Annotated in this window: 17 protein-coding genes, 2 tRNA genes and 4 pseudogenes; 10 read left to right on the plus strand and 13 right to left on the minus strand. The window is 59.0% G+C overall.

Annotation, left to right across the window (positions count from 1 at the left end):
- Positions 1-7 precede the first annotated feature (7 nt).
- Both ubiA and ACZ1GU_RS05325 read left to right on the plus strand, forming a co-directional pair.
- Positions 8-911, plus strand: a pseudogene (ubiA, locus tag ACZ1GU_RS05320) (4-hydroxybenzoate octaprenyltransferase).
- A pseudogene (locus tag ACZ1GU_RS05325) lies at positions 911-1,571 on the plus strand (SOS response-associated peptidase). The pseudogenes ubiA and ACZ1GU_RS05325 overlap by 1 nt, the downstream one beginning before the upstream one ends.
- Positions 1,572-1,605: 34 nt before the next feature.
- Here the strand turns inward: ACZ1GU_RS05325 and ACZ1GU_RS05330 are convergent.
- Positions 1,606-1,989 carry a VOC family protein gene (locus ACZ1GU_RS05330; RefSeq protein WP_472647041.1) on the minus strand — a complete coding sequence of 128 codons (384 nt, stop codon included), beginning with the start codon at positions 1,987-1,989 and terminating at the stop codon, positions 1,606-1,608.
- A gap of 112 nt (positions 1,990-2,101) precedes the next feature.
- Between ACZ1GU_RS05330 and soxR the strand changes: the two genes are divergently transcribed.
- Positions 2,102-2,557 (plus strand): redox-sensitive transcriptional activator SoxR, encoded by a 456-nt coding sequence (gene soxR, locus ACZ1GU_RS05335; RefSeq protein ID WP_472647042.1) that lies wholly within the window; start codon positions 2,102-2,104, stop codon positions 2,555-2,557.
- Here soxR and ACZ1GU_RS05340 read toward each other — a convergent pair.
- On the minus strand, positions 2,554-3,081 hold the full coding sequence (locus tag ACZ1GU_RS05340; protein WP_472647043.1) for a SixA phosphatase family protein: 528 nt from the start codon (positions 3,079-3,081) through the stop codon (positions 2,554-2,556). The two genes, soxR and ACZ1GU_RS05340, sit on opposite strands and share 4 nt — an antisense overlap.
- A pseudogene (locus ACZ1GU_RS05345) lies at positions 3,078-5,751 on the minus strand (ATP-dependent DNA helicase). Before ACZ1GU_RS05345 ends, ACZ1GU_RS05340 begins: the two are co-directional and overlap by 4 nt.
- A gap of 210 nt (positions 5,752-5,961) precedes the next feature.
- Here ACZ1GU_RS05345 and ACZ1GU_RS05350 point away from each other — a divergent pair.
- Positions 5,962-6,354 (plus strand): nuclear transport factor 2 family protein, encoded by a 393-nt coding sequence (locus ACZ1GU_RS05350; protein ID WP_472647044.1) that lies wholly within the window; start codon positions 5,962-5,964, stop codon positions 6,352-6,354.
- Between the two features lie 219 nt (positions 6,355-6,573).
- Here the strand turns inward: ACZ1GU_RS05350 and ACZ1GU_RS05355 are convergent, their stop codons facing one another.
- Complete coding sequence (locus ACZ1GU_RS05355; protein ID WP_472647045.1) at positions 6,574-7,752, minus strand: GGDEF domain-containing protein; 1,179 nt, start codon at positions 7,750-7,752, stop codon at positions 6,574-6,576.
- Positions 7,753-7,959: 207 nt separating this feature from the next.
- Here ACZ1GU_RS05355 and ACZ1GU_RS05360 point away from each other — a divergent pair.
- Positions 7,960-9,601: pseudogene (locus tag ACZ1GU_RS05360) on the plus strand (lysine--tRNA ligase).
- 36 nt (positions 9,602-9,637) lie between these two features.
- Here ACZ1GU_RS05360 and ACZ1GU_RS05365 read toward each other — a convergent pair.
- Positions 9,638-10,306: a prolyl hydroxylase family protein gene (locus ACZ1GU_RS05365; protein WP_472647046.1), complete on the minus strand. Its 669-nt coding sequence runs from the start codon at positions 10,304-10,306 to the stop codon at positions 9,638-9,640.
- Here ACZ1GU_RS05365 and ACZ1GU_RS05370 point away from each other — a divergent pair.
- Positions 10,305-10,454: a hypothetical protein gene (locus tag ACZ1GU_RS05370; protein ID WP_472647047.1), complete on the plus strand. Its 150-nt coding sequence runs from the start codon at positions 10,305-10,307 to the stop codon at positions 10,452-10,454. The genes ACZ1GU_RS05365 and ACZ1GU_RS05370 overlap by 2 nt on opposite strands.
- Here the strand turns inward: ACZ1GU_RS05370 and ACZ1GU_RS05375 are convergent.
- On the minus strand, positions 10,436-11,500 hold the full coding sequence (locus tag ACZ1GU_RS05375; RefSeq protein WP_472647048.1) for an RcnB family protein: 1,065 nt from the start codon (positions 11,498-11,500) through the stop codon (positions 10,436-10,438). The two genes, ACZ1GU_RS05370 and ACZ1GU_RS05375, sit on opposite strands and share 19 nt — an antisense overlap.
- 172 nt (positions 11,501-11,672) lie before the next feature.
- Between ACZ1GU_RS05375 and ACZ1GU_RS05380 the strand changes: the two genes are divergently transcribed.
- Positions 11,673-12,257, plus strand: a complete 585-nt coding sequence (locus tag ACZ1GU_RS05380; RefSeq protein WP_472647049.1) for a pyridoxamine 5'-phosphate oxidase family protein — start codon at positions 11,673-11,675, stop codon at positions 12,255-12,257.
- Positions 12,258-12,466: 209 nt separating this feature from the next.
- On the opposite strand, the gene ACZ1GU_RS05385 is transcribed toward ACZ1GU_RS05380, so the two are convergent.
- From ACZ1GU_RS05385 to ettA, 4 genes are all read right to left on the minus strand, one after another.
- On the minus strand, positions 12,467-12,763 hold the full coding sequence (locus ACZ1GU_RS05385) for a hypothetical protein (RefSeq protein WP_472647050.1): 297 nt from the start codon (positions 12,761-12,763) through the stop codon (positions 12,467-12,469).
- Positions 12,747-13,022: a hypothetical protein gene (locus tag ACZ1GU_RS05390; protein ID WP_472647051.1), complete on the minus strand. Its 276-nt coding sequence runs from the start codon at positions 13,020-13,022 to the stop codon at positions 12,747-12,749. The genes ACZ1GU_RS05385 and ACZ1GU_RS05390 overlap by 17 nt, the downstream gene beginning before the upstream one ends.
- Positions 13,023-13,206: 184 nt before the next feature.
- Positions 13,207-13,467: a hypothetical protein gene (locus ACZ1GU_RS05395; RefSeq protein ID WP_472647052.1), complete on the minus strand. Its 261-nt coding sequence runs from the start codon at positions 13,465-13,467 to the stop codon at positions 13,207-13,209.
- A 9-nt stretch (positions 13,468-13,476) separates the two neighbouring features.
- Positions 13,477-15,150 carry an energy-dependent translational throttle protein EttA gene (gene ettA / locus ACZ1GU_RS05400; RefSeq protein WP_472647053.1) on the minus strand — a complete coding sequence of 558 codons (1,674 nt, stop codon included), beginning with the start codon at positions 15,148-15,150 and terminating at the stop codon, positions 13,477-13,479.
- Between the two features lie 116 nt (positions 15,151-15,266).
- On the opposite strand from ettA, the gene ACZ1GU_RS05405 reads away from it, so the two are divergent.
- The 3 genes from ACZ1GU_RS05405 (at position 15,267) to ACZ1GU_RS05415 (ending at position 18,633) form a co-directional block, all read left to right on the plus strand.
- Positions 15,267-16,682, plus strand: a complete 1,416-nt coding sequence (locus ACZ1GU_RS05405; RefSeq protein ID WP_472647054.1) for a M20/M25/M40 family metallo-hydrolase — start codon at positions 15,267-15,269, stop codon at positions 16,680-16,682.
- Positions 16,683-16,853: 171 nt separating this feature from the next.
- On the plus strand, positions 16,854-17,261 hold the full coding sequence (locus tag ACZ1GU_RS05410; RefSeq protein ID WP_472647055.1) for a DUF421 domain-containing protein: 408 nt from the start codon (positions 16,854-16,856) through the stop codon (positions 17,259-17,261).
- Positions 17,262-17,418: 157 nt separating this feature from the next.
- Entirely contained in the window at positions 17,419-18,633 is a 1,215-nt protein-coding gene (locus ACZ1GU_RS05415) for a GGDEF domain-containing protein (RefSeq protein WP_472647056.1), read from the plus strand.
- Between the two features lie 12 nt (positions 18,634-18,645).
- On the opposite strand, the gene ACZ1GU_RS05420 is transcribed toward ACZ1GU_RS05415, so the two are convergent.
- From ACZ1GU_RS05420 to ACZ1GU_RS05430, 3 genes are all read right to left on the minus strand, one after another.
- A tRNA-Pro gene (locus ACZ1GU_RS05420) sits at positions 18,646-18,722 on the minus strand.
- A gap of 58 nt (positions 18,723-18,780) precedes the next feature.
- A tRNA-Ile gene (locus ACZ1GU_RS05425) sits at positions 18,781-18,857 on the minus strand.
- A gap of 76 nt (positions 18,858-18,933) precedes the next feature.
- Positions 18,934-19,944, minus strand: coding sequence for a polysaccharide deacetylase family protein (locus tag ACZ1GU_RS05430; protein ID WP_472647057.1), 1,011 nt, complete (start codon positions 19,942-19,944; stop codon positions 18,934-18,936).
- Positions 19,945-19,958: the final 14 nt, after the last annotated feature.

Below are 19,958 nucleotides of genomic sequence, written 5' to 3' on the forward strand. Positions count from 1 at the left end.
AGCAAGTGTGAGCGAACAGATCGTCCCTGATAGCGAGCATCGCGGGCTGATTGCCCTGCTGCCGCAATTGCCAAGAGATTTGGCGCAATTGGCCCGCTTCGACCGGTACGATTGGCTGGTGGCTGCTGTTCTGGCCATGCGTCTTTGGCGTTTGGCTTGCTGGTACAGGGCCGCAGCTTGTGCTGCTTGGCTGGCTGCTGTTGGGGTCGATCGCGATGCGCGGTGCAGGTTGTGTTTATAACGACGTCGTTGACGCCGATCTCGACAAGAAGGTCGCGCGTACAGCTTTGCGCCCTGTGGCTAGTGGACGCGTGTCGAAACGCACAGCTTGGATATGGCTGGTCTCTCTGTGTCTCGTCGGACTCGTAGTTCTGCTCCAGCTGAGGCTGGAGGCGCAGATTGTTGCCTTCGCAAGTCTAGCACTCGTCGCTGCCTATCCATTTATGAAGCGGATCACTTGGTGGCCCCAGGCTTGGCTAGGCATGGTTTTTACATGGGGCGTGTTGGTGGGTTGGACCCATGTGCGGCTCGACAATTGGGACGTGCTCGCCTGCATCTACGCCGGCTGCATCGCCTGGGTGATCGGCTACGACACGATCTATGCCCTGCAAGACAGAGAGGATGACGCGCTGGTCGGCATTCGATCCTCAGCGCTTCGCTTGGGGGAGAGGGTCAAAAGCGGCGTAGCTGTGTTCTATGGTGCGGCGATTGCATTGTGGGCACTCGGATTTTGGCTTTACCGCCCTGACTGGATAGCCTTGATGGCTTTGCTTCCGGTCGCGTTCCATTTGGTGTGGCAGGTCGCAACACTTGACGCGAGTGATCCCGAAAATCCGCTCTCCCGCTTCCGCTCAAACCGCTGGGCCGGAGCGTTGATGGCAGCAGCCTGCTTCGTGGTGGGCAACGCCTGATGTGCAATCTTTACCGGATGACCAAAGCGCAGGACGAGGTCGCCAAGTGGTTTGGCGCGATTGAGGCCTTGGGCGGCGCAAACTTCGGGTCCGAAGTCTATCCCGGCTATCCCGGAGCGGTCGTTGCCGACGGAAAGCTGCGCCAGATGAATTGGGGCTTTCCGCTGGTGATGAAGGGCAAGAGCGGCAAGATGCTCAAGCCAAAGCCGGTCAACAATGCCCGCCAAGACAAGCTGAAGAGTTTCTTTTGGCGGCATTCCTTTGAGGAACGCCGTTGCCTGATCCCAGCGACCGCCTGGGCCGAAGCGCAAGGTGCCAAGGGCGCGAAGACTCGCACTTGGATGTCTCTCCCCGATGGTGAATTGTTTGCCTGCGCAGGGGTTTGGCGCAATTCCGACGAATGGGGCCAGTGCTACTCAATGGTTATGACCGACAGCGCCGGTTCAGCCGCTGCCGACATCCATCACCGCATGCCAGTTTTATTGCGTACCGGAAGACTATCAGACTTGGGTCTCCGGAACCCCGCATGAGGCCTTTGACTTGTGCCGCCCGTGGAAAAGCGAACTGATCGTTGACCACACGGATGAGAGCTGGACGCGTGGCTCAGCCAAGCCAGTATTACGGGACGAAGGCGGCTCGGAGCAATCGCGATTGTTGTGATGGCCGAATATCGGTTCTTTTAGTATCGGTTCGTTCATTGGCTGTCCCCGGCATAGCTGACGACCTCAAACTCGATTCCGTCCCAGTCGAAGAAATAGAAGCGCTTGCCGGGATCGTATTCATCGTGACCAAAGGGTTTGAGGCCTGCATCGGCAACCACTTTTTCCGCGGCTTCAAGATCATCGACCAGCAACCCAACATGGTTGAGCGGTTGGCCCTTTGAATAGTCACCTTTGACGTGATCACCGGTGTAGAGCGCGAGATAAGTCGTCTCGTCTCCGACATGCACGGTCCAGCCAAATTTCTGACTTGGGCCGCGCCAGCGTTCGTGCCATCCGAGCAATTGTTTGAATAGCTCCGCGCTACGATCGGGATCTGTGACCGAAAGATTGGCGTGTTCAATTTGACCTTTTGGCATTTTTTGCACTCCTTGTTGGCGGAGCAAAATGTGTCCGCGAATCAGTAAGTGCATGATTAGTGCAACCTCAACCTCACTTGAGGTCAAGGACAATTTTGTCTAGGCGTACTCCATGGTGAGAACATTGACCAAGAATGATCTGATTTCGATAGGTGAAATCGCAAGTCGGACGGGCTTGTCCGTCTCCGCTATCCGTTTTTACGAAGACAAGGGTTTGGTCGAACCTATCCGCACCAGCGGCAATCAGCGCCGATTCCTGCGCTCTGACATTCGACGCCTGAGCTTTATCCTCATCGCGCAGCAATTGGGTTTAGCGCTTGGTGAGATCGAAGAAGAGCTCGCTAAACTTCCGCAAGGCCGTACGCCCAATGCCAATGATTGGAGCAAGATCAGCCGATCCATCCGCACGCAGTTGGACCGCAAGATTGCTCAGCTTGAACGGACAAGAGAGCGATTGGATGGATGCATTGGCTGCGGCTGTTTGAGCCTGAAAAAATGCCAGCTGTACAATCTTGATGACCATTTGGCTTCGCGTGGGGCGGGGCCACGGCAAATCTTCGACGGTTAGTGCTCCGGGCCTAGCTCTGGATCGAGGTCGCGCGGGCGAGCAAAATGCACGAGCTTCGCGCAATATTTCTTTAGCTCACTCCAGTCATCGATCGTGCATTCGAGCACGGCGAATGTCGCGGTCGGAAATTTGACCGAAGCCTCCTTGAATAGGTCATTTTCATGCGCGGGGGAGACGAGGTCTAGCAGCACTTCCTGAAAACCGGGATTGTGACCGCCGATCAGAATCGCGTCGTGGTCGCTCCCAAGCTCTTCAACCACCTCAAGGATGGTGTCTGAGCTGGCGAGGTAGAGTCGCTCATCATATTCGGTATTAAGGTCAGGCAAAGAGAGCACGTTCGTCTGTTTGACGCGCTCCGCCGGGCTGGCGATCACCAAATCCCACTTGATGCCATGGTCCTTGATATGCGCGCCGATGATTTCCGCGCCTTTGCGCCCGCGATCATTCAGGCCGCGATCAAAATCGCGCTTGGCCATATCATCCCAATCGGATTTGGCATGTCGCAGAAGGCCCAGAATTTTCACTGTATGTATGGTTCCTCACCAAGCACGTCGGCGAGATCGTCCCCGCCATTTCCGTCACCCGAAACACCCATTTCGACGCGTTGTAAAGCTTCCTCAAGCGTTAAGCGGATGACGGGTGTTCCCTCTGGGAAGGCGGTGAGCAAGCGGGTGGGGAAAGCGGCGGAGAGCACGACGAAATGGCCTGCATCATCCTTGCCTCGGATCAGCCGCCCGAATGCCTGAGCGAGCCGTGCGCGGATAATGCGATCATCATACTGGCTCGCTGGACCGTGCGCGCTCGCCGCGAGCCGTCGTGCTTTATGGAGAATATCAGGGCGGGGCCAGGGCACTTGCTCCATCACCACGCAGCGCAAGGATCGGTACGGGCACATCGACACCATCGCGCAGGGCATCGGTGCCCAGCAGACTGGCGCGTGGATCATCGCGGAAAATATCGACCAGGGTTCCGGTGTCGATCGGATCGACATGCTGCGCATAGAGCGGCAGGCCAGCTCGTGCGAGCCGGTCGGCAATGCGTCCGTGTACCGCTCGCATGCGGCGGATCGCGGTGAACAGGCCGAGCAGGCCGCCATCGCTCACCTCGATCAGCTTGGCATAAGCGCCTGCGAGCGCGGGCAAATCGCCTTTCTTAATATCGGTGACGATCAGCACTTCGGCGCGCTTTTCATAGTCGAACGGGCTTTGCGCGGCGGAGCGCAGCGGTTCGCTTTCGATGTGGTTTGCGCCCGAGCGCGCGATGGCTGAGGTCCATTTGTCGTCCTCGCTTGCCTCGCTGCTAACGCGATCGGTTAGGGTGGCGCTGGTAAGCATCACGCCGTGTGCGGGCTCAAGCACGGTCTTCGCGAATGGCTTCATCGGGTCGAGCCAGCGGCGGTGAATGCCAATATCAAACTCGCGCGCATCGTTGCGCTCGACCGAGAGCCAGTCGACGAACTCGGGATCTGCCGGGCCGCCCAGCCGCTCGAGCAGAGCACCCCAAGCGCTCAGCAAATCGACCCGCCAGCTGAGAGAGAACCGCGCGCCTTCGATCCGCTGGCGACCTTGCCCGTCGAGCCAGTCGGGAGGGTCGGCCATGATGGCCTCGAGCCGAGTTGCAAGTTTGATCAGCGGCGTACGGATCGCCGCGAGCGCTTCGCCCGCATGGCCCGCCGCTTCGATCAGCTCGCCTGGCAGGCCCGACGCCTCGGTCTCGATCCCATAGCCCGCATCGACCCCGCCACTTTCGTCACGCGCATAGGTGGCGGCGCGGACTTGGGCGAGCAGCGCTTCGAGCGGGCCAGACGGTTCGCCTTCGTTGAGGCGCTGAAGCCAGCCCTCGGCCAGGAGTACCTGTGCCGCTTCGACAGCGTCTTCTATCGCAATGCCGCCTTCGTCATCATAACTTGCGACATCGGCAAGCCGCGCGGAAAGGCCGCGCCTCCGCCCTCTGTTTTTGCGTTCGGGACCGAGGATCCAGCGGCGCAGCTCAATGGCTTCTTGACCGGAGAGCACGGCGGCGAAGGTCGAATCCGCCGCTTCAAAGACATGGTGGCCTTCGTCAAAGATGACACGGGTCGGCTGCATCGCATGATCGCGTCCGCGCGCGGCGTTGACCATGACGAGGGCGTGGTTGGCGATGACGAGATCGGCTTGGACGCTGTTGCGGCTCGCGCGCTCGATAAAGCACTTCCGGTAATGCGGGCACCCGGCATAGACGCATTCGCCGCGTTGGTCGGTAAGGGCTGCAATACCGCGCTTGCGGAACAGGGTGCCGAGCCAGCCAGGTAAGTCGCCGCCGATCATGTCGCCGTCTTGCGTGAAAGCTGCCCAGCGCGCGACCAATTGCGCGAGGATGGCGGGGCGCCCCGCAAAACCGCCCTGGAGCGCGTCCTCCAGGTTTAGCAGGCAGAGATAGTTTTCGCGGCCCTTGCGCACCACGACGGGCGGGGTGCCGTCCTGGCGTTTGGAGGGCCAAGCGCGCTTGCTCTCGCTGCGCAATTGGCGTTGGAGGTTCTTGGTGAAGGTCGATACCCACACCGTGCCGCCAGCCGCGCGCGACCAAAGGGATGCAGGCGCGAGATAGCCCAAGGTTTTGCCGATACCCGTGCCCGCCTGCGCCAGCACGATATGCGGCACCTCTCGCTTGTCGCGCGGATTGAAGATGCGCGCGACGTCTTTTGCATAGTCACGCTGGCCCGCGCGTTTCTCAGCACCCTCGCCGGTCAGGTGATCGAGCTGGGCAAGCACATCCTCTTCGGAAAGTTCGATCTGACGCGGCGGCGCGCGCTCGCCCGCATCCTCCCATTCAGGGAGCTTTGAGAACAGCCACTTTTCCGCACGCTCGGGCCTTGCGATATTTGGTTTCATGACGCCAGCCCAAGGCCAGCGCAGCCGTTCAAGCGATTGAAGCGCCGACCATGCGCCATCGCGCTCAAACCAATCGGGTTGTTCGCAATCGGCGATCAGCTTCGCAGCGGCGGTCTGCAGGAATGCGGGTACATCGGCGTCGCCCTCTGGCTCTTCCAGTTCAAGCGCCTGAGCCAGACCCCTAGGCGTTGGCACGCAGAATGATGCTGGGTGCACGAAGGCGAACAGCTCCAGGAGGTCGAGGCCCGACAGGTCAGGATAGCCCAGCCGGTTTGCAACCAGCGGCGCGTTGAGCAGCAGCATCGGCGTATCGGCGGCGGCCATGATCGCGTCGCCTTTGGACACCGCGCCGGTCTCGCCAGCGGGCGAGCGCAGCCAATTGCCCGAATGGCTGGCGTGGAGCGCTGGCAGAGTAAGCGGGGAGGGGGCGTTCGTGCTCACGTGGACTGAAATGAAAGAGCGAGAACGAAAAGTAAACGATTGCAGCCCATGCTGCGCACGGTTTTTGAGGATGGGGACAAAATTATGCGCAAAATGGCTAAATTTTTAGGCGCAGCCGTGCTCGTGGCATCATCGCTCACCGCACCAATGGCGGTCGCAAAAGCTGACGATTCTGCGGTCGTACAAGCGCATGTGAACGCCTATCGAACCGGCAATCTCGATGCTTTTGTAGCGACGTTTGCCAAGGATGCCCGCGTAGAGGCGAATGGCATGGTTGCTGTCGGACGTGCGCAAATTCGCGCGTTTTATGCCCTCAACTTCAAGAAGGGCGCACCGAAGGTGACTATCGTTGACAGCGGTATGAGCGGTCCAAATGTCTACATAACCATCAGCTACACCTTTACCGATGGCCGCGAGGTTTGCTGTTCCTATTCCGAGTATACAATCGAGGACGGCAAGATTACCCAATTGGTCGCTGTCGGCTGAGGCCTAGCCGTACCGTTGCCTCGCGACGAAAAAAAGCGGCGCAGCACGAACGCGCTACGCCGCTTTTCTCAAATGCGACCCGGATTACTTTTGTTCTCAAAAGTCTTTCTCACGCCGGCACTAGCTCCAAATCAAATGCCGTCGCGCGGACCATTTGGTTTATCAATGCACACACCCTGCCATTCGATCCCGACGAATGTATCTTTTTCCGAATTCGGATCAGGCGACCGCTTTCATGATTTGCAGTCCGCGATCATAGACTGCACCGACCACCCGATCCCTGCCGTCGTTTTTTGCGCAATAGACCGCCTGGTCGGCATTCTGCACGGCATCCTCAATGCTGTCCTTGCCAATCCGTTCGTGAAAGCCGACGCTTGCGGTCATCTTGAGGCGAGCGAGCGGACCCTCGAACTTCAGCTCAGCAATCGCTTTTCTCGCTGACAGCGCAAGAGCAGAAACCCCTCTTGCGTGCCGTTCTTCGAGCAGGACAACGAATTCCTCGCCGCCTAGCCGGAATACATAGCCAAATTCAGCAAACAGCCTGTCGAGCCGCGCGCCAACTATTCGCAGCACATCATCACCCGCATCGTGGCCGTATCGGTCGTTGACTCGTTTAAAATGATCGAGATCGATCGCGATCACCGCGCCAAAGGCGTGTCTTCCCACTTTTTCCTTGGCGATCTTTCGGTCAAACATGCGTCGATTGCCGAGCTTTGTGAGCGGATCGATCTCGCCTTCCTCGATGCGGTCGCGGACAATGTCGTAGCCGATCATCATGACCAAAACGATGCCAAGCGACATGCCCATAAGCGCGCTCGCCGAATGGAAGACGAGATTCAAACCCTCGTAGAACGCGATAACGTCTTCGCGTGTTTCACCGATCGGATTGAGACCGATCGCAATTGTCCTCCCGCCATAGGAAAGCGCAGCAGCCAAAATGATGCAGAATGCGATTAAGTCGACCACAGATTTGCGCCGGACAGCCCAAAGCTTGGGAAGGCTGAGAGCAATGATGAGGGCGCACGCTGACTGAACAAATACGCCTCTGACCCACTGAGAAGGAGACCAGGGCATGTCTGGCATCACAAAGATACAAGCAGCTAGGGTCAGCCCGACGGCAATTTTCGGCGCGAACTGATCATGCCGGGCGAGGAAGGCTTGCGTCATAATGAGCAGAGGCAAAAAGTGCGTCGCAACGGCATACCATGCCGCCCATGGGTTGCCTGTTGGATCTCGGTAACCATCAACAAGGATAGAGGTGAACGCAACGAAGAACCCAGCAGCGGCCCATCGCGCGGCGATCAACCTGCGATCGACGCACGCAATGATGACCAGCGCAAGCGTGAAAAGCGCATACATTGCAGGGATCAAAATGAAGAAGGCGTTGCTACCTGACATAGTGTTTGTCGCTAGGGTGGTTTAGTTTCCAAGCGCCTAATTTTGCGTCTGAATTCACAAATTTTCCTGTTCGAGAATTGGTCCCACAGGAAATGGCTTTTGCAACAATGAGTTCGTTCGAGACGGTGTCGTGCCAACAGCAAACACGCAGGCTTCGACCGTTTCGCGCTTGCGCGTTGGCCGCCTTTACGCAAAAGCGCCTGATCTATGACCAACAGTGCACAAATTGACGAATTGATGGAGGCCGCGCGTGCTTCCAAGGCTTGGCCTTTTCAGGAAGCTCAGCGTCTGCTGAAACGCTATCCTGACGGCGTCAAACCTGATGGTTCGCCGGTATTGTTCGAGACAGGGTATGGCCCGAGCGGTCTTCCGCATATCGGCACCTTTCAAGAGGTACTACGTACCACCTTCGTCCGCCGTGCATTCGAAGCGCTGATTGGAGCAAAGCCTGAAGACGGCAAGACCCGCCTTGTCGCGTTCAGCGACGACATGGACGGCCTGCGCAAAGTGCCGGACAACGTGCCCAACCAGCAAATGCTGACCGAGCATCTGCACAAGCCATTGTCGCGGATTCCCGATCCGTTTGAGGCCGGGCATGAAAGCTTTGCCGCACACAACAACGCGATGCTGCGCGAATTTCTGGATCGCTTTGGCTTCGACTATGAATTCGTTGCTTCCAACGACATGTACAATTCCAGCTAGGTTCGACGAGGCTTTGCGCAGCGTGCTGCGCAACAATCAGGCGATCCTCGACATCATGCTGCCTACCCTGCGCGCTGAGCGGGCGGCGACCTATTCGCCGATCATGCCGATCAGCCCGATTTCAGGACGTGTGTTGCAAGTCCCTGTCGAAGTGGTCGACGCCGACGCCGGTATTGTTCGTTTTACGGATGAAGACGGCAGCGAGGTCGAACAATCGGTGCTTGGCGGTATGTCGAAGCTGCAATGGAAGGTCGATTTTGCGATGCGCTGGGTCGCGCTGGGTGTCGACTATGAAATGTACGGCAAGGATCTGACGGATACCGGCGTGCAATCGGGTAAGATCGCCAAGGTGCTTGGCGGGCGTAAGCCGGATGGTCTGATCTACGAGCTGTTCCTCGATGCCAATGGTGAGAAGATTTCCAAGTCCAAGGGCAATGGCCTGACTATTGAGGAATGGCTCACCTATGGCAGTCAAGAAAGCCTCGGATTTTACATTTTCCCAAATCCGAAGAGCGCAAAGCAGCTGCATGTCGGCGTGATCCCTCGCGCGGTCGATGATTACTGGCAGTTCCGTGAACGGCTGACCGAACAACCGCTCGACAAGCAACTGGGCAATCCCGCCTGGCATTTGCTGCGCGCCAATGGTGGGTATGAAGGAGCCGAGGCTCCCGGTGCGGGCGATAGTCTGCCGGTAAGCTACGGTCTGCTATTGAACCTTGCGAGCGTGCTTGGCGCAGAGGCGACCGAGAGCAATCTGGCCGACTATCTCGACACCTATCTCGATGAGGTTGAGCGCGGGCCGGAACTCGACACTTTGATCGCGTCAGCGGTGGCTTATACGCGCGATTACATAGTTCCGACTCTCAACAAGCGCGCACCAGCTGAGAACGAGGCGGCGGCGTTGCGCGCGCTCGATGCAGCCTTGGCGGGCGCGAGTGAAGATGCGGCGGCGGAAGACTTGCAGACGATGGTATACGAGATCGGCAAGGACGAAGCGCATGGGTTTGAGAACCTGCGCGATTGGTTCCGCGCGCTCTACGAGACATTGCTTGGTAGCGAGCAGGGACCGCGCATGGGCAGCTTTATCGCGCTGTATGGGATTGATAACTCGCGCAAGCTGATCGCCGAGGCGCTGGCGCGCGCCTAAATCTTGAATGGGAACGGGCGGCATTGTGCCGCTCGTTCATCCCCATTTGCGAGTTCGGTACCAGCGCGTAATCACGTATTTCTCGCCTTTGATCACAGGCGTTCCTGCGTGCAGCGTATCGCGGTTAGGGCTGCCATCTGGCTTGGCGTTGTTCCAAACGAGCAAGACACCGCGCTTGGGTTCGACCTTGATACCGACTTCGGTGAAATGTGTTTCACCGCCTTCTTCGACGTCATTAAGGAACGCCATCGCCGTCCAGCATCTTTGTCCACCGCGCTTGCGCTCGGTCGGCCAATAGACCTGGTTGGTATGGAAGAAGTCGTGGTGCGGCTTGAACTGCTGCCCAACGTGATAGCGCTGTCCCTGGATCGACTCTCCGTTCGCAGGATTAATGCCGAGCAAATCATCAATGCGGCGTGAGACGGATCGTACGAAGCTGTCATTGGCATTTAGATCGCCGGAATACGATGTGCGAAACCCATCGTTTTCTTGCTCTTCGTGAAGCGTGGAAGGACGGGCGACGAGGTCAATCATTTCGCAGAGCCGCGCGCATTCCGCTTCTGACAGGAAATCACCAACGGCGTAAATCTCTGCTTTGTCGGTATCGACTTTGTACGCGCCCGGATCGGCATCAAGGCGTTTGCGGACGCTCTCTCCCACGCGTTTAAGCGAGGCTTGATCGGGGATGGCGGCAGTCTTTGGCATGAAACACGTATCGTTGTTGGAGGGCTATCGCGGCTATGTGCCAGCCAATCGCAGCGTAGGAAAGTCCAAAGCGAAGCCCCCGCCAGCATCTCTGCCAGCGGAGGCTCTGTTTGCTTCTGACTTACTGACTTACCAGAAGAAGTCGTAAATCACGTCGACCACTTCGCCGCTGTAGATGTCGACCAAAACGACGTCATCGTAATAGCGAACCCAGCGATATGGCCCATACACCTGCGGCAGGCGATAGCGCCATGGATCGTTGATGTAATACCGCGAGGAGAAGAACAGGCTATCAAGGTAGAAGCCTATGCTGACGCGGCTGTAACGGTGGCTGCGATAGGGCGAGTAGTACCGACCAAGGCGGAAGATGTTCCGATTGGCGCGGCGGTGGCCATACCAGTTGTAACGGTTGTGCTTTCTCCAAGCGCGGTTCCAGCGCTTGTGATCGCGGTATCCGGCCCGGTAGCCATTGCGGTAGCCACGACGCTCTGCCCGGTAGCCCCGGCGGCCGTCCCGGTAGCCACGGCGACCGTCTCTGTAGCCGTCACGCCGACCGTCGCGATACCGATCGCGCCGATCCGCCCGACGCTCTGCCCGGCGGCCATCACGGCGACCGTCCCGGTATGTATCGCGGCGTTCAGCCCGGCGCTCGGCACGATAGCCGTCACGACGACCGTCACGGTAGGCGCGGTTGCGATTACGATCTGCGTAGGTCTGATTGCGGCGCGTTTCTACTGCGCGCCGGTCGCGGCGGTCGCCGCCTCGGCGGACCTCTGTCGTGCGGCGTTCTGCACGGCGCTCCGCCCTGCGTTCACCGCGACGCTCTCCACGCCTTTCAGCCTGGCGTTCAGCGCGTGCGCGCGAGGGCGCTTCGCGTGCCTGTCTCTGCGTCTGACGGAACTCGCGGCGATCGGTCCGCACCTCTCGGCGGGCTTCCCTTCGTTCACCGCGTCGTTCACCTCGAGCCTCACGGCGCTCGCCTCGACGTTCGCTCCGAACCTGACGCCGTTCGCCGCGACGCTCACCGCGTGCTTGCTGGCGATTGGCGCGCCGGTCGGATCGAGCCTGAAACTGCTCACCGCGATTTTCGAAACCGCGACTCTGTGCCTCAGCTTCGACCGGAGCGACAGTCACCGCCATCGCCACCGCAAGAGCGGACAGCGCACTTCCCTTCAGCAGTTGGTATAAAGCCATTTGGGGGCCTCCTGTTTTGCCGCTCCACCACTCACGGCTGTGTTGATATGATGGTGTTCTACAGACGAGTCCATGTCTCGATACTTAACCACTTGTTTAGGGTTACGTTCATGTTTGAAGCACATTTGCTGAACGCCTTGACCGCGGCTCGCATTGCGCCAATGGCGTGCCCATGGACCCGACTTTTGACGAGATACGCCGCGAGATCGCTGATCGCCTGACCCGCGCAGCCAAGGACCGCAAGTCCGCGATGCACACGCCCGTTGTCGTGACCGGAGACGTCGATGCGCGCGTCATGGTGCTGCGCGCTTTCGACCGCGAGGCTTGGTCGCTGCGATTCCACACCGACACCCGCGCGCCCAAGGTCGCCGCGATCGAGGCTGACCCGCGTATGGCTGTGCTGTTCTACGACAAAGGCGCCAAGGTCCAGATCCGCTTGCGCGGCCGGGGCGAGGTGCTACGTGAAGGTGCGGAGGCGGATGCTGCATGGGCGGCTAGCACCAACTTCGCGCGCCGCTGCTACCTTGGCGAAGGACCGGGCGCGGCCGCGCAGGAGCCGACTTCCGGTCTTCCCGCCGAGTTCGAAGGGGCTGAGCCGAGCGATGCGCAAGTCGTCCCCGCAAGGCCCAATTTCGGCGTCCTCAAGGTGCATCTGGAGAGCCTCGACTGGTTCTACCTCAAGCACACCGGCCACATCCGCGCACAGTTCGCACGCGGCAACAGCGGTGAGTGGGAAGGGCGCTGGGTCTCGCCTTAGCGCTCTCTGGTTCGTCTCACATACGCCACACATGGACCGCATGTTACACGGTCTTAGCGACAAAAATCCGCCGGACGCTGCACCCCCTGATTTTCCGGTCTGAGGTCGTGAGAATGCGTTCGTAGTCATAGGCTGACCACTAGTGCTTCACCCGCGAGTAGGAAAACGCGGATCTACCTCATGCCGATGACCAGATTGCGAAAGCGGCCCTAAGCTTCCGGCGGGCTCCATTCGACCAGCTTCAGCTTCGCGAGTTTGCCGCGCGCGATGCCGGGTTCGCGGTGCTCTTCAAACTCGACCGAGCCCTGCAAGGCGCCCATCGCGATCTTTGCGTCGAGCAGCAAACAGTCACCGGCAGCGACGCTGACGGGATAGGTCTTGGCTGTGCCCTTGGTTTGCGAGGCCATCTGCGCAATCACCGTGTGGTCGCCCGGCTCAACCTCTGCTTTCACAAAACGCCCAGTGCGGAATTGCGCCGTCATATCGTCATCAATCGTGACATTCATTCCCTGTTGCCCTGCAACAAAGGCATCGCGCATCACGTAGATCGCGGCCTTGCCGTCGGCTACGGTGAATTGGCGGGCGAGCCGCAGTGGTTGCTTCGTCGGCTTCCGCGCCGCCTTTGTTCTTGAGCAAAACGAAGGCGATGAAGCCCACCACCGGGATGAATAGCAAGAGGCCAAGAGTCGGGTAGATAAAGCCAAGGATAAGGCCGATGACGATTGCGCCGGCGATAAGCACGATGTTGCGGGTTTTCACATCCATTGAACGAAGCTCCTGAGGGGATTAGAGTTCTTACGTAGCTTCGGGCCGAGCCAGAAGCGAGAGCAATGACAAGCGCTATGCCCGATTGCGTTTTTATGGTGTGAGCCGCTGGCAAGCGGGTGGGTGGACCTTATCGTCATCTGGCAGTTGAGTGGTTTGGGACCATGCTTTTGCGAAGCACGGCTTAAAGCCAGTCGGAAACAGCCGCATATGCTTGCACGATCGCGGCTATCGCTACGATCGTCGCCGCAACAGCAGACCAACGTGCTGCACTATTTGCCGCTTTTTGAGAAGCGTCGCTCGCAGCGCGCTGCTCTGCCAAGAATGTCTGCTGCTCCTCTTGCTGTTTCGCGAGAAAGCTTTTGAGATGCACTAAGTTGCCGCCCAATTGATCGCCATGCGATCCAATGGACTCTGTCAGGCGACTGACTTGCTCATCGTTCATTGACTGATGCTACCTAGTCAGTTTCTTATACGCCAACCTCGTAGGCCGGTCCGCTGCATCGCCCAGACGGCGGCGTTTGTCTTCCTCATACGCCTCGAAGTTGCCTTCGAACCATTCGACGTGTGAGTTACCTTCAAACGCCAGAATGTGCGTTGCGAGGCGATCCAGGAAGAAGCGGTCGTGCGAGATTACCACGGCGCAGCCGGCGAAGTTCTCAATCGCCTCTTCCAGCGCGCCCAGCGTCTCGACGTCGAGATCGTTGGTCGGCTCGTCCAGCAGCAGAACGTTGCCACCTTGCTTCAGCATTTTTGCCATGTGCACGCGGTTGCGCTCACCGCCGGAAAGCTTGCCGACATTCTTTTGCTGGTCGCTGCCCTTGAAGTTGAACGCGCCCACGTAAGCCCGCGTCGAGGTGTCGTGGCCGTTGACCTGCATGTAGTCGAGCCCGTCGGAAATTTCCTCCCAGACATTGTTTGATGCGGTGAGGTCATCGCGCGACTGGTCGACATAGCCGAGATGCACGGTGTCGCCGATTTCGATCGTCCCGCTGTCGGGTGTTTCCTGTCCGGTGATCATGCGGAACAGCGTCGATTTACCCGCGCCATTGGGCCCGATCACGCCAACAATGCCGCCCGGTGGCAGCATGAAGCTGAGGTTTTCGAACAAGAGCTTGTCGCCGTAGGCCTTGGAGATGTTCTTGGCTTCGATCACCTTGCCGCCGAGGCGCTCTGGCACCTGAATGACGATCTGCGCCTTGCCCGGCTTGCGGTCGTTCTGGCTGTCCTGCAATTGTTCAAACTTGCGGATACGCGCCTTGGATTTGGTCTGGCGCGCGGCGGGCGTTTGCTTGATCCACTCGAGTTCGCGCTGCAGCGCTTTCTGCTTGCCCGATTCCTCGCGGCTTTCCTGTTCGAGGCGCTTCGCCTTCTTCTCGAGATAAGTCGAGTAATTGCCTTCGTATGGATAGTAGGAGCCGCGGTCGAGCTCGAGGATCCACTCCACCACATTGTCGAGGAAGTAGCGATCGTGCGTGATCATCAGCACGGCGCCGGCATAGGCCTGAAGGTGCTTTTCCAGCCATTCGACGGATTCTGCGTCGAGGTGGTTGGTCGGCTCGTCGAGGAGAAGAATTGACGGCTTTTGAATGAGCAGACGGGTGAGGGCGACCCGGCGCTTCTCACCGCCGGACAAGTTGGTGACGGGGCTGTCCGAAGGCGGGCAGCGCAGCGCCTCCATCGCGATTTCGAGCTGGTTGTCGAGCGTCCAGCCGTCAACCGCGTCGATCTTTTCTTGCAGCTCGGCCATTTGCTCGCCCAGCGCTTCAAAGTCTGCGTCAGGCTCGGCCATTTCGGCAGAGATCTGGTTGAACCTTTCGACCATGGCGGCGGTTTCGCCAGCCCCTTCGCGCACGTTTTCGAGCACGGTCTTGCTTTCGTCCAGCTGCGGCTCCTGCGGCAGATAGCCAACCGTAATGTTCTCACCCGGCCAGGCCTCGCCCGTGATGTCGCTATCGATCCCGGCCATGATCTTCATCAGCGTCGATTTGCCTGCGCCGTTAGGGCCGACGATGCCGATCTTCGCGCCTTGGTAGAATTGCAGATTGATGTTGCTCAGCACCGGCTTTTGAGCGCCGGGGAAGGTTTTGGTCATGTTCTTCATGACATAGGCATATTGCGCGGCCATCGGGCGTGTCCTTTAAACTCGAATTCTTTGTGATGAGATTCCACTGGGCAAATAGTGCGCGCGGCGGTGAAGGGCAAGCTGGACTTGGGCCAAGCGCGAAGCTAGCTGGTTGGGTCATGAAAAAGACCATGCTCGCGCTCGCTGCGCTTTCGCTCCCAACTCTTGCCACGGCTACGCAGGCTCAGGAAGTCGGCTCTGTCTCGCTAGAGGATATGGCCGACGGTGCCCTGACGCTTGATACGATTGCGTGGGACTTTGTCGAAGGGATCACAACCGAGGTGGGGCCGCGTCAGGCGGGGACCGAGGCCGAGGCGCGCGGGCGCGAATGGGCGATGAACTGGCTGCGCGAGAACGGGTTTGCCAACGTCGCGAACGAACCGTTCGAAATGGATACGTGGGTGCCGGGCGAGTTGCACAAGGCTGAGATTGTCTCGCCATTCCCGCAGCCTTTGGTGGTCCAGCCGCTGGGTGGCAGCGCTTCAACCGGTGCGGACGGGATCACGGCGGAGGTGGTCGAGTTTGAGAACGTTGCCGCTCTGCAGGCAGCGCCGGAGGGCAGCCTTGCGGGCAAAATCGCCTACATCTCACACTCGATGACGCCGACCCAGGACGGCTCGCAATATGGCTTTGCTGGCCCAGCGCGCTGGGTCGGGGCGAGCATCGCGAAAGAGAAGGGGGCTGTCGCGACGGTGATCAAGTCGGTCGGGACGGACTATCACCGCAACCCGCATACCGGCGGGACGCGCGTGGTCGACGGCATGATCCCGGCGGGCGCTCTGCCACTGCCCGATGCGGAGAACTTGGAGCGGATGTTTGATCGCGCAGATGGCCGCCCGATCACGATGAAGCTGACGCTCACACCGCAGCAGCTCGGCAAGACGATGAGCGGCAATGTCGTGGGCGAGATCGTCGGCAGCAATCCGAACCTACCGCCAGTGCTGCTCGCATGCCACATCGATAGCTGGTGGAATGCACCGGGCGCTTTTGACGATGGTGCAGGCTGCGGCATTATCGCCGCGGCAGCGCTTCATGTCTCGCATACCGGCCAGCCACTGCGCACCATCCGGGTGCTGTTCGCTGGCGCCGAGGAAACGGGCCTGTGGGGCAGCCGCGCCTACAGCGAGGCGCATATCAATGAACCCATCGCGGTGGGGCTTGAAAGCGACTTCGGTGCGGACCGGATCTGGCGCTTTGAAAGCAATTTCCGTGAGAGCAATCCGGATCTGCACGCCAAGATTGCGTCTGCTGTTGCGCGCTTTGGCGTGGCCAACTCGACCATCACCGCGACCGGCGGTGCGGACCTCAACATCGCCCGCGACCAGAAGACCGCGATCATCGATTTGCAGCAGGACGGCACGCGCTATTTCGATCTCCACCACACGCCCGACGACACGCTCGACAAGATCGATCCGGTGCAGCTGCGCCAGAACGTCGCCGTGTGGACGCAGGTGGTCGGGATCCTCGCTAACGAGCCGCGCTCAATCCAGACTGGCGGGATAGTGCCAAGCGCTCCTGCGATTATGGAAGAATAGCCGGACCCAAAAAGGCTAGGCGGCGTTGAACCTCTGAAAAGAGGGAAGCCGCCATGTTTGTATCATCAACGGAATTGGATATCGCGCTGCGAGGCATCCTGCTTGCCGCAATCGCTCTCATCTGGGTTACGCTGCTCATTCGAGATCAACGGATTGCGATCGCTTTCCAAGATGACCAATTTCGATTTCGTGATGACCGTCGCAATGGGCAGCGTCGCTGCCGGTGTCATTCAAGCGGGCGACTGGAAAACTGTCGCGCAGGCGATGATCGGGATGGCCGGACTTGTGCTCGCACAATATCTGGCTGCAAAGTTGCGCTCCAACTCCGACGCGGTTGAGACCGTCATGCAAAACCAGCCGCTGCTGCTCATGCGCGACGGTTCGATCTACCACGAAGCGTTGAAGAGCGCGCGCGTAGCCGAAAGCGATCTGATCGCCAAACTGCGCGAGGCCAATGTGCTGGACTTCTCTAAAGTTCGAGCGGTCGTTCTGGAGACCACAGGCGATGTTTCCGTGCTGCATGGCGAGAGTCTCGATGAAAAACTGATCGAAAATGTGCGGTCATCGGCCAGCGGCTGACCCTTGGCAGCCGCTTTTCTCGCGCATGAGCAGTGCTCATTACAGACAGTCGGTTTAACGCCAAGCGCTCCTGAGATTATCGCCCATTACGTGGTTTTTCGAAAGCCGATGTTAACCATATCGGTCTAGCCCACCATCAGGGAAACTCGGTGGGTCGATGCAAACGCAAATACTCGGACTTCTGACGCCTTTGATGGCGCTGTTGTTCTCAATCACATTCGCTGTCTTCTGGAAGGCGGGGCGCATGAAGCGTCACGTGCTCGGCTTTGCCATTGGCTATTTGCTATTTGCCGCCGGCTTTCTGGCGACCCACATCCTGCCGCCCGGCGCTTTCTATGTCTTCCACGTCACACAGCTGCTCTACACCTCGGCGCTCATTGTCTATCTCGCCTCAGCGTGCGAGCGCGCGGGTCAAAAACTCCACCTCGGCAGTCAGCTTGGCGTCTACGCCATCAGCGCTTCGGCCCTGGCCGTGGCGGTCAGCATGACTACCGACGTCGGCCCAAGGCTGATTATCGTCAACACAGGCTATGGCGTGATGTGCGCAATGGGTTTCACAACCCTTCTCAATGCTGGGCGACGCAATCTTGTTGACGTTGCGATCATCGCTGTCATCGCCGTGCAGGCGATCGATTTCCTGATCCGCCCCAATATGACCTTGATGTACGAGCGCACCATTCCAGCGGAGGAATATCGCCAGTCGGTTTATTACTCGCTGATTGGCCTCGTCCTAGGCGTGAAGTCGGTTGTCGGCGCGATGGTGTTGATGGGCGCTACGATCATAGAATGGACCAATTCGCTGAAGGAAAGCAGCTCACGCGATCCGTTGACCGGTCTGCAAAACCGCGCCGCGTTCGAACAATCCATGCTGTCCATGCTCCCGCAGGCTCAGGTGGAAAAGCGACCGCTCAGTCTGGTCATCGCCGATATTGATCACTTCAAGCGTGTGAATGATATCTGGGGGCATCAGGCGGGGGATCAGGCGCTGGCAGGGTTCGGCAAGCTGATCAAAAAGATGGTGCGTGAATGCGACGTCGCCGGCCGCGTCGGCGGCGAAGAATTTTGCATCGCCGTGTGGGACTGCCCCAATGATCCGGCAGAACGACTGGCCGAAAGGATCAGGCAGGCATATGCGCGCCTCGAACATGATGGCCTTGGCGCTGAGATCCGGCTGACCGCAAGTTTCGGCGTGGCCACTGCGAACGAGCGCGAGAGTTATGCGCACTTGTTCGCACGGGCTGACGAAGCGCTCTATCGCGCAAAATCGAGCGGCAGGGACCGGGTCGAGAATGCCGAGCGCAAACGGATCGAGCCACTAGAGCCAGTCGCGAAAGCAGATCTAATCGAATTGAAGAGCGTGGCGAAAAGCTGATCTTGAGAAATCTGGTCGGGGAGAGAGGATTCGAACCTCCGACCCCCTGTACCCAAAACAGGTGCGCTACCTGGCTGCGCCACTCCCCGACAGATTTCAGTCACCTTGGAAAGGTCCAAGATAAGTTATGGCATCGCTGACCAGCGGTGGTGGGCCCGGCAGGACTCGAACCCGCGACCTAGCCGTTATGAGCGGCCAGCTCTAACCAACTGAGCTACAGGCCCGTATGGTCCGGCCACGATGCTGCGGGAGCCTCTACAGCGCAGTTGCGAATGAAACAAGCACTCGATTGCGCCTATTTCACTTTTTTTGCGGCTGGGCGAGTTTGATGATTTCGGCGACACTGGTGGGCTGCACCTTGCGACGATTGAGATAGCCGTAAACCTGCTCAAACCAGTGGTACAGCGCCTCCACATCTTCGAGCGTTTTCGAATAGGGCGTGTGACCAGGCGCAAGCGAGGGGCTGTGGAATGACAGCACCAGAACGGGCAGGCCATCGTCAAGCGCAATGTCAATCCCGCGAACGGCCTCGTCGACGCTTACCCCTTCGGGAGTAAGGGCAATGCGTTCGAGCATTGCGAGTCGCGACAGCGCACTGCCGAGGCGCGGCATCTTCTCCTGAGCCTTGCGGATGAAGCGGCCCTGCTTGCGCAGCATCCCCCAGTATGTGCTGGTCACCGGCAATTCGAGCAGCTCGTGCGCGTCATCCGCCCAATAGGGTTCGAGCGGATGCGCCGAGTAATCGGGGCCGTACTGATCAGAGTAGTCGAACAACGGGCGGACCGAAGTATCGACTTTGATTCCTCCTTGTTTGAGCATTTCGGCGCTGTGCTCGCTGAGACCATAGCGCCCAGCGCGATAAATTTGCGGCGCGAGGCCGAACGCGGTTTCGATTTTGTCGCGAAGGCTCTTGAATTTCGCCGCTTCGAGTTCCTGCGGCAAGTTACCTGCGTAGCTGTTGCGGGCGTTGACCTCTTCGTCGAATGGCGGATTGACCCAAGGGTGCAATTGTACGCCGACCTCGGCGGTGCCGCGCTCCAGCGCATCGCTGATGATCTCCACCGCCGGTTCGCAGGTCGCAATCGGCCAGTCGACCAGATAGACGGGGCTGACCTTCAAACCTTCGCAAAACTCCTGAAACCGCTGCAATTGCGCGACATGCGTGAGGCCGTGCCCTTCACGGCTGAACGGCGCGTTCCAGTCAAATTCCTCTTCAGTGTCGACCGTGAGAAGCGCCCGCTGACCAAACGCTTTTTCGAAACCTGCCAGCGCATTCGGCTTGGGCGGGGTCAGCAACGACGGAGTAGGCATTCTTGTGCACGCCC

It is taken from the genome of Erythrobacter sp. HA7-11, from assembly GCF_055693605.1.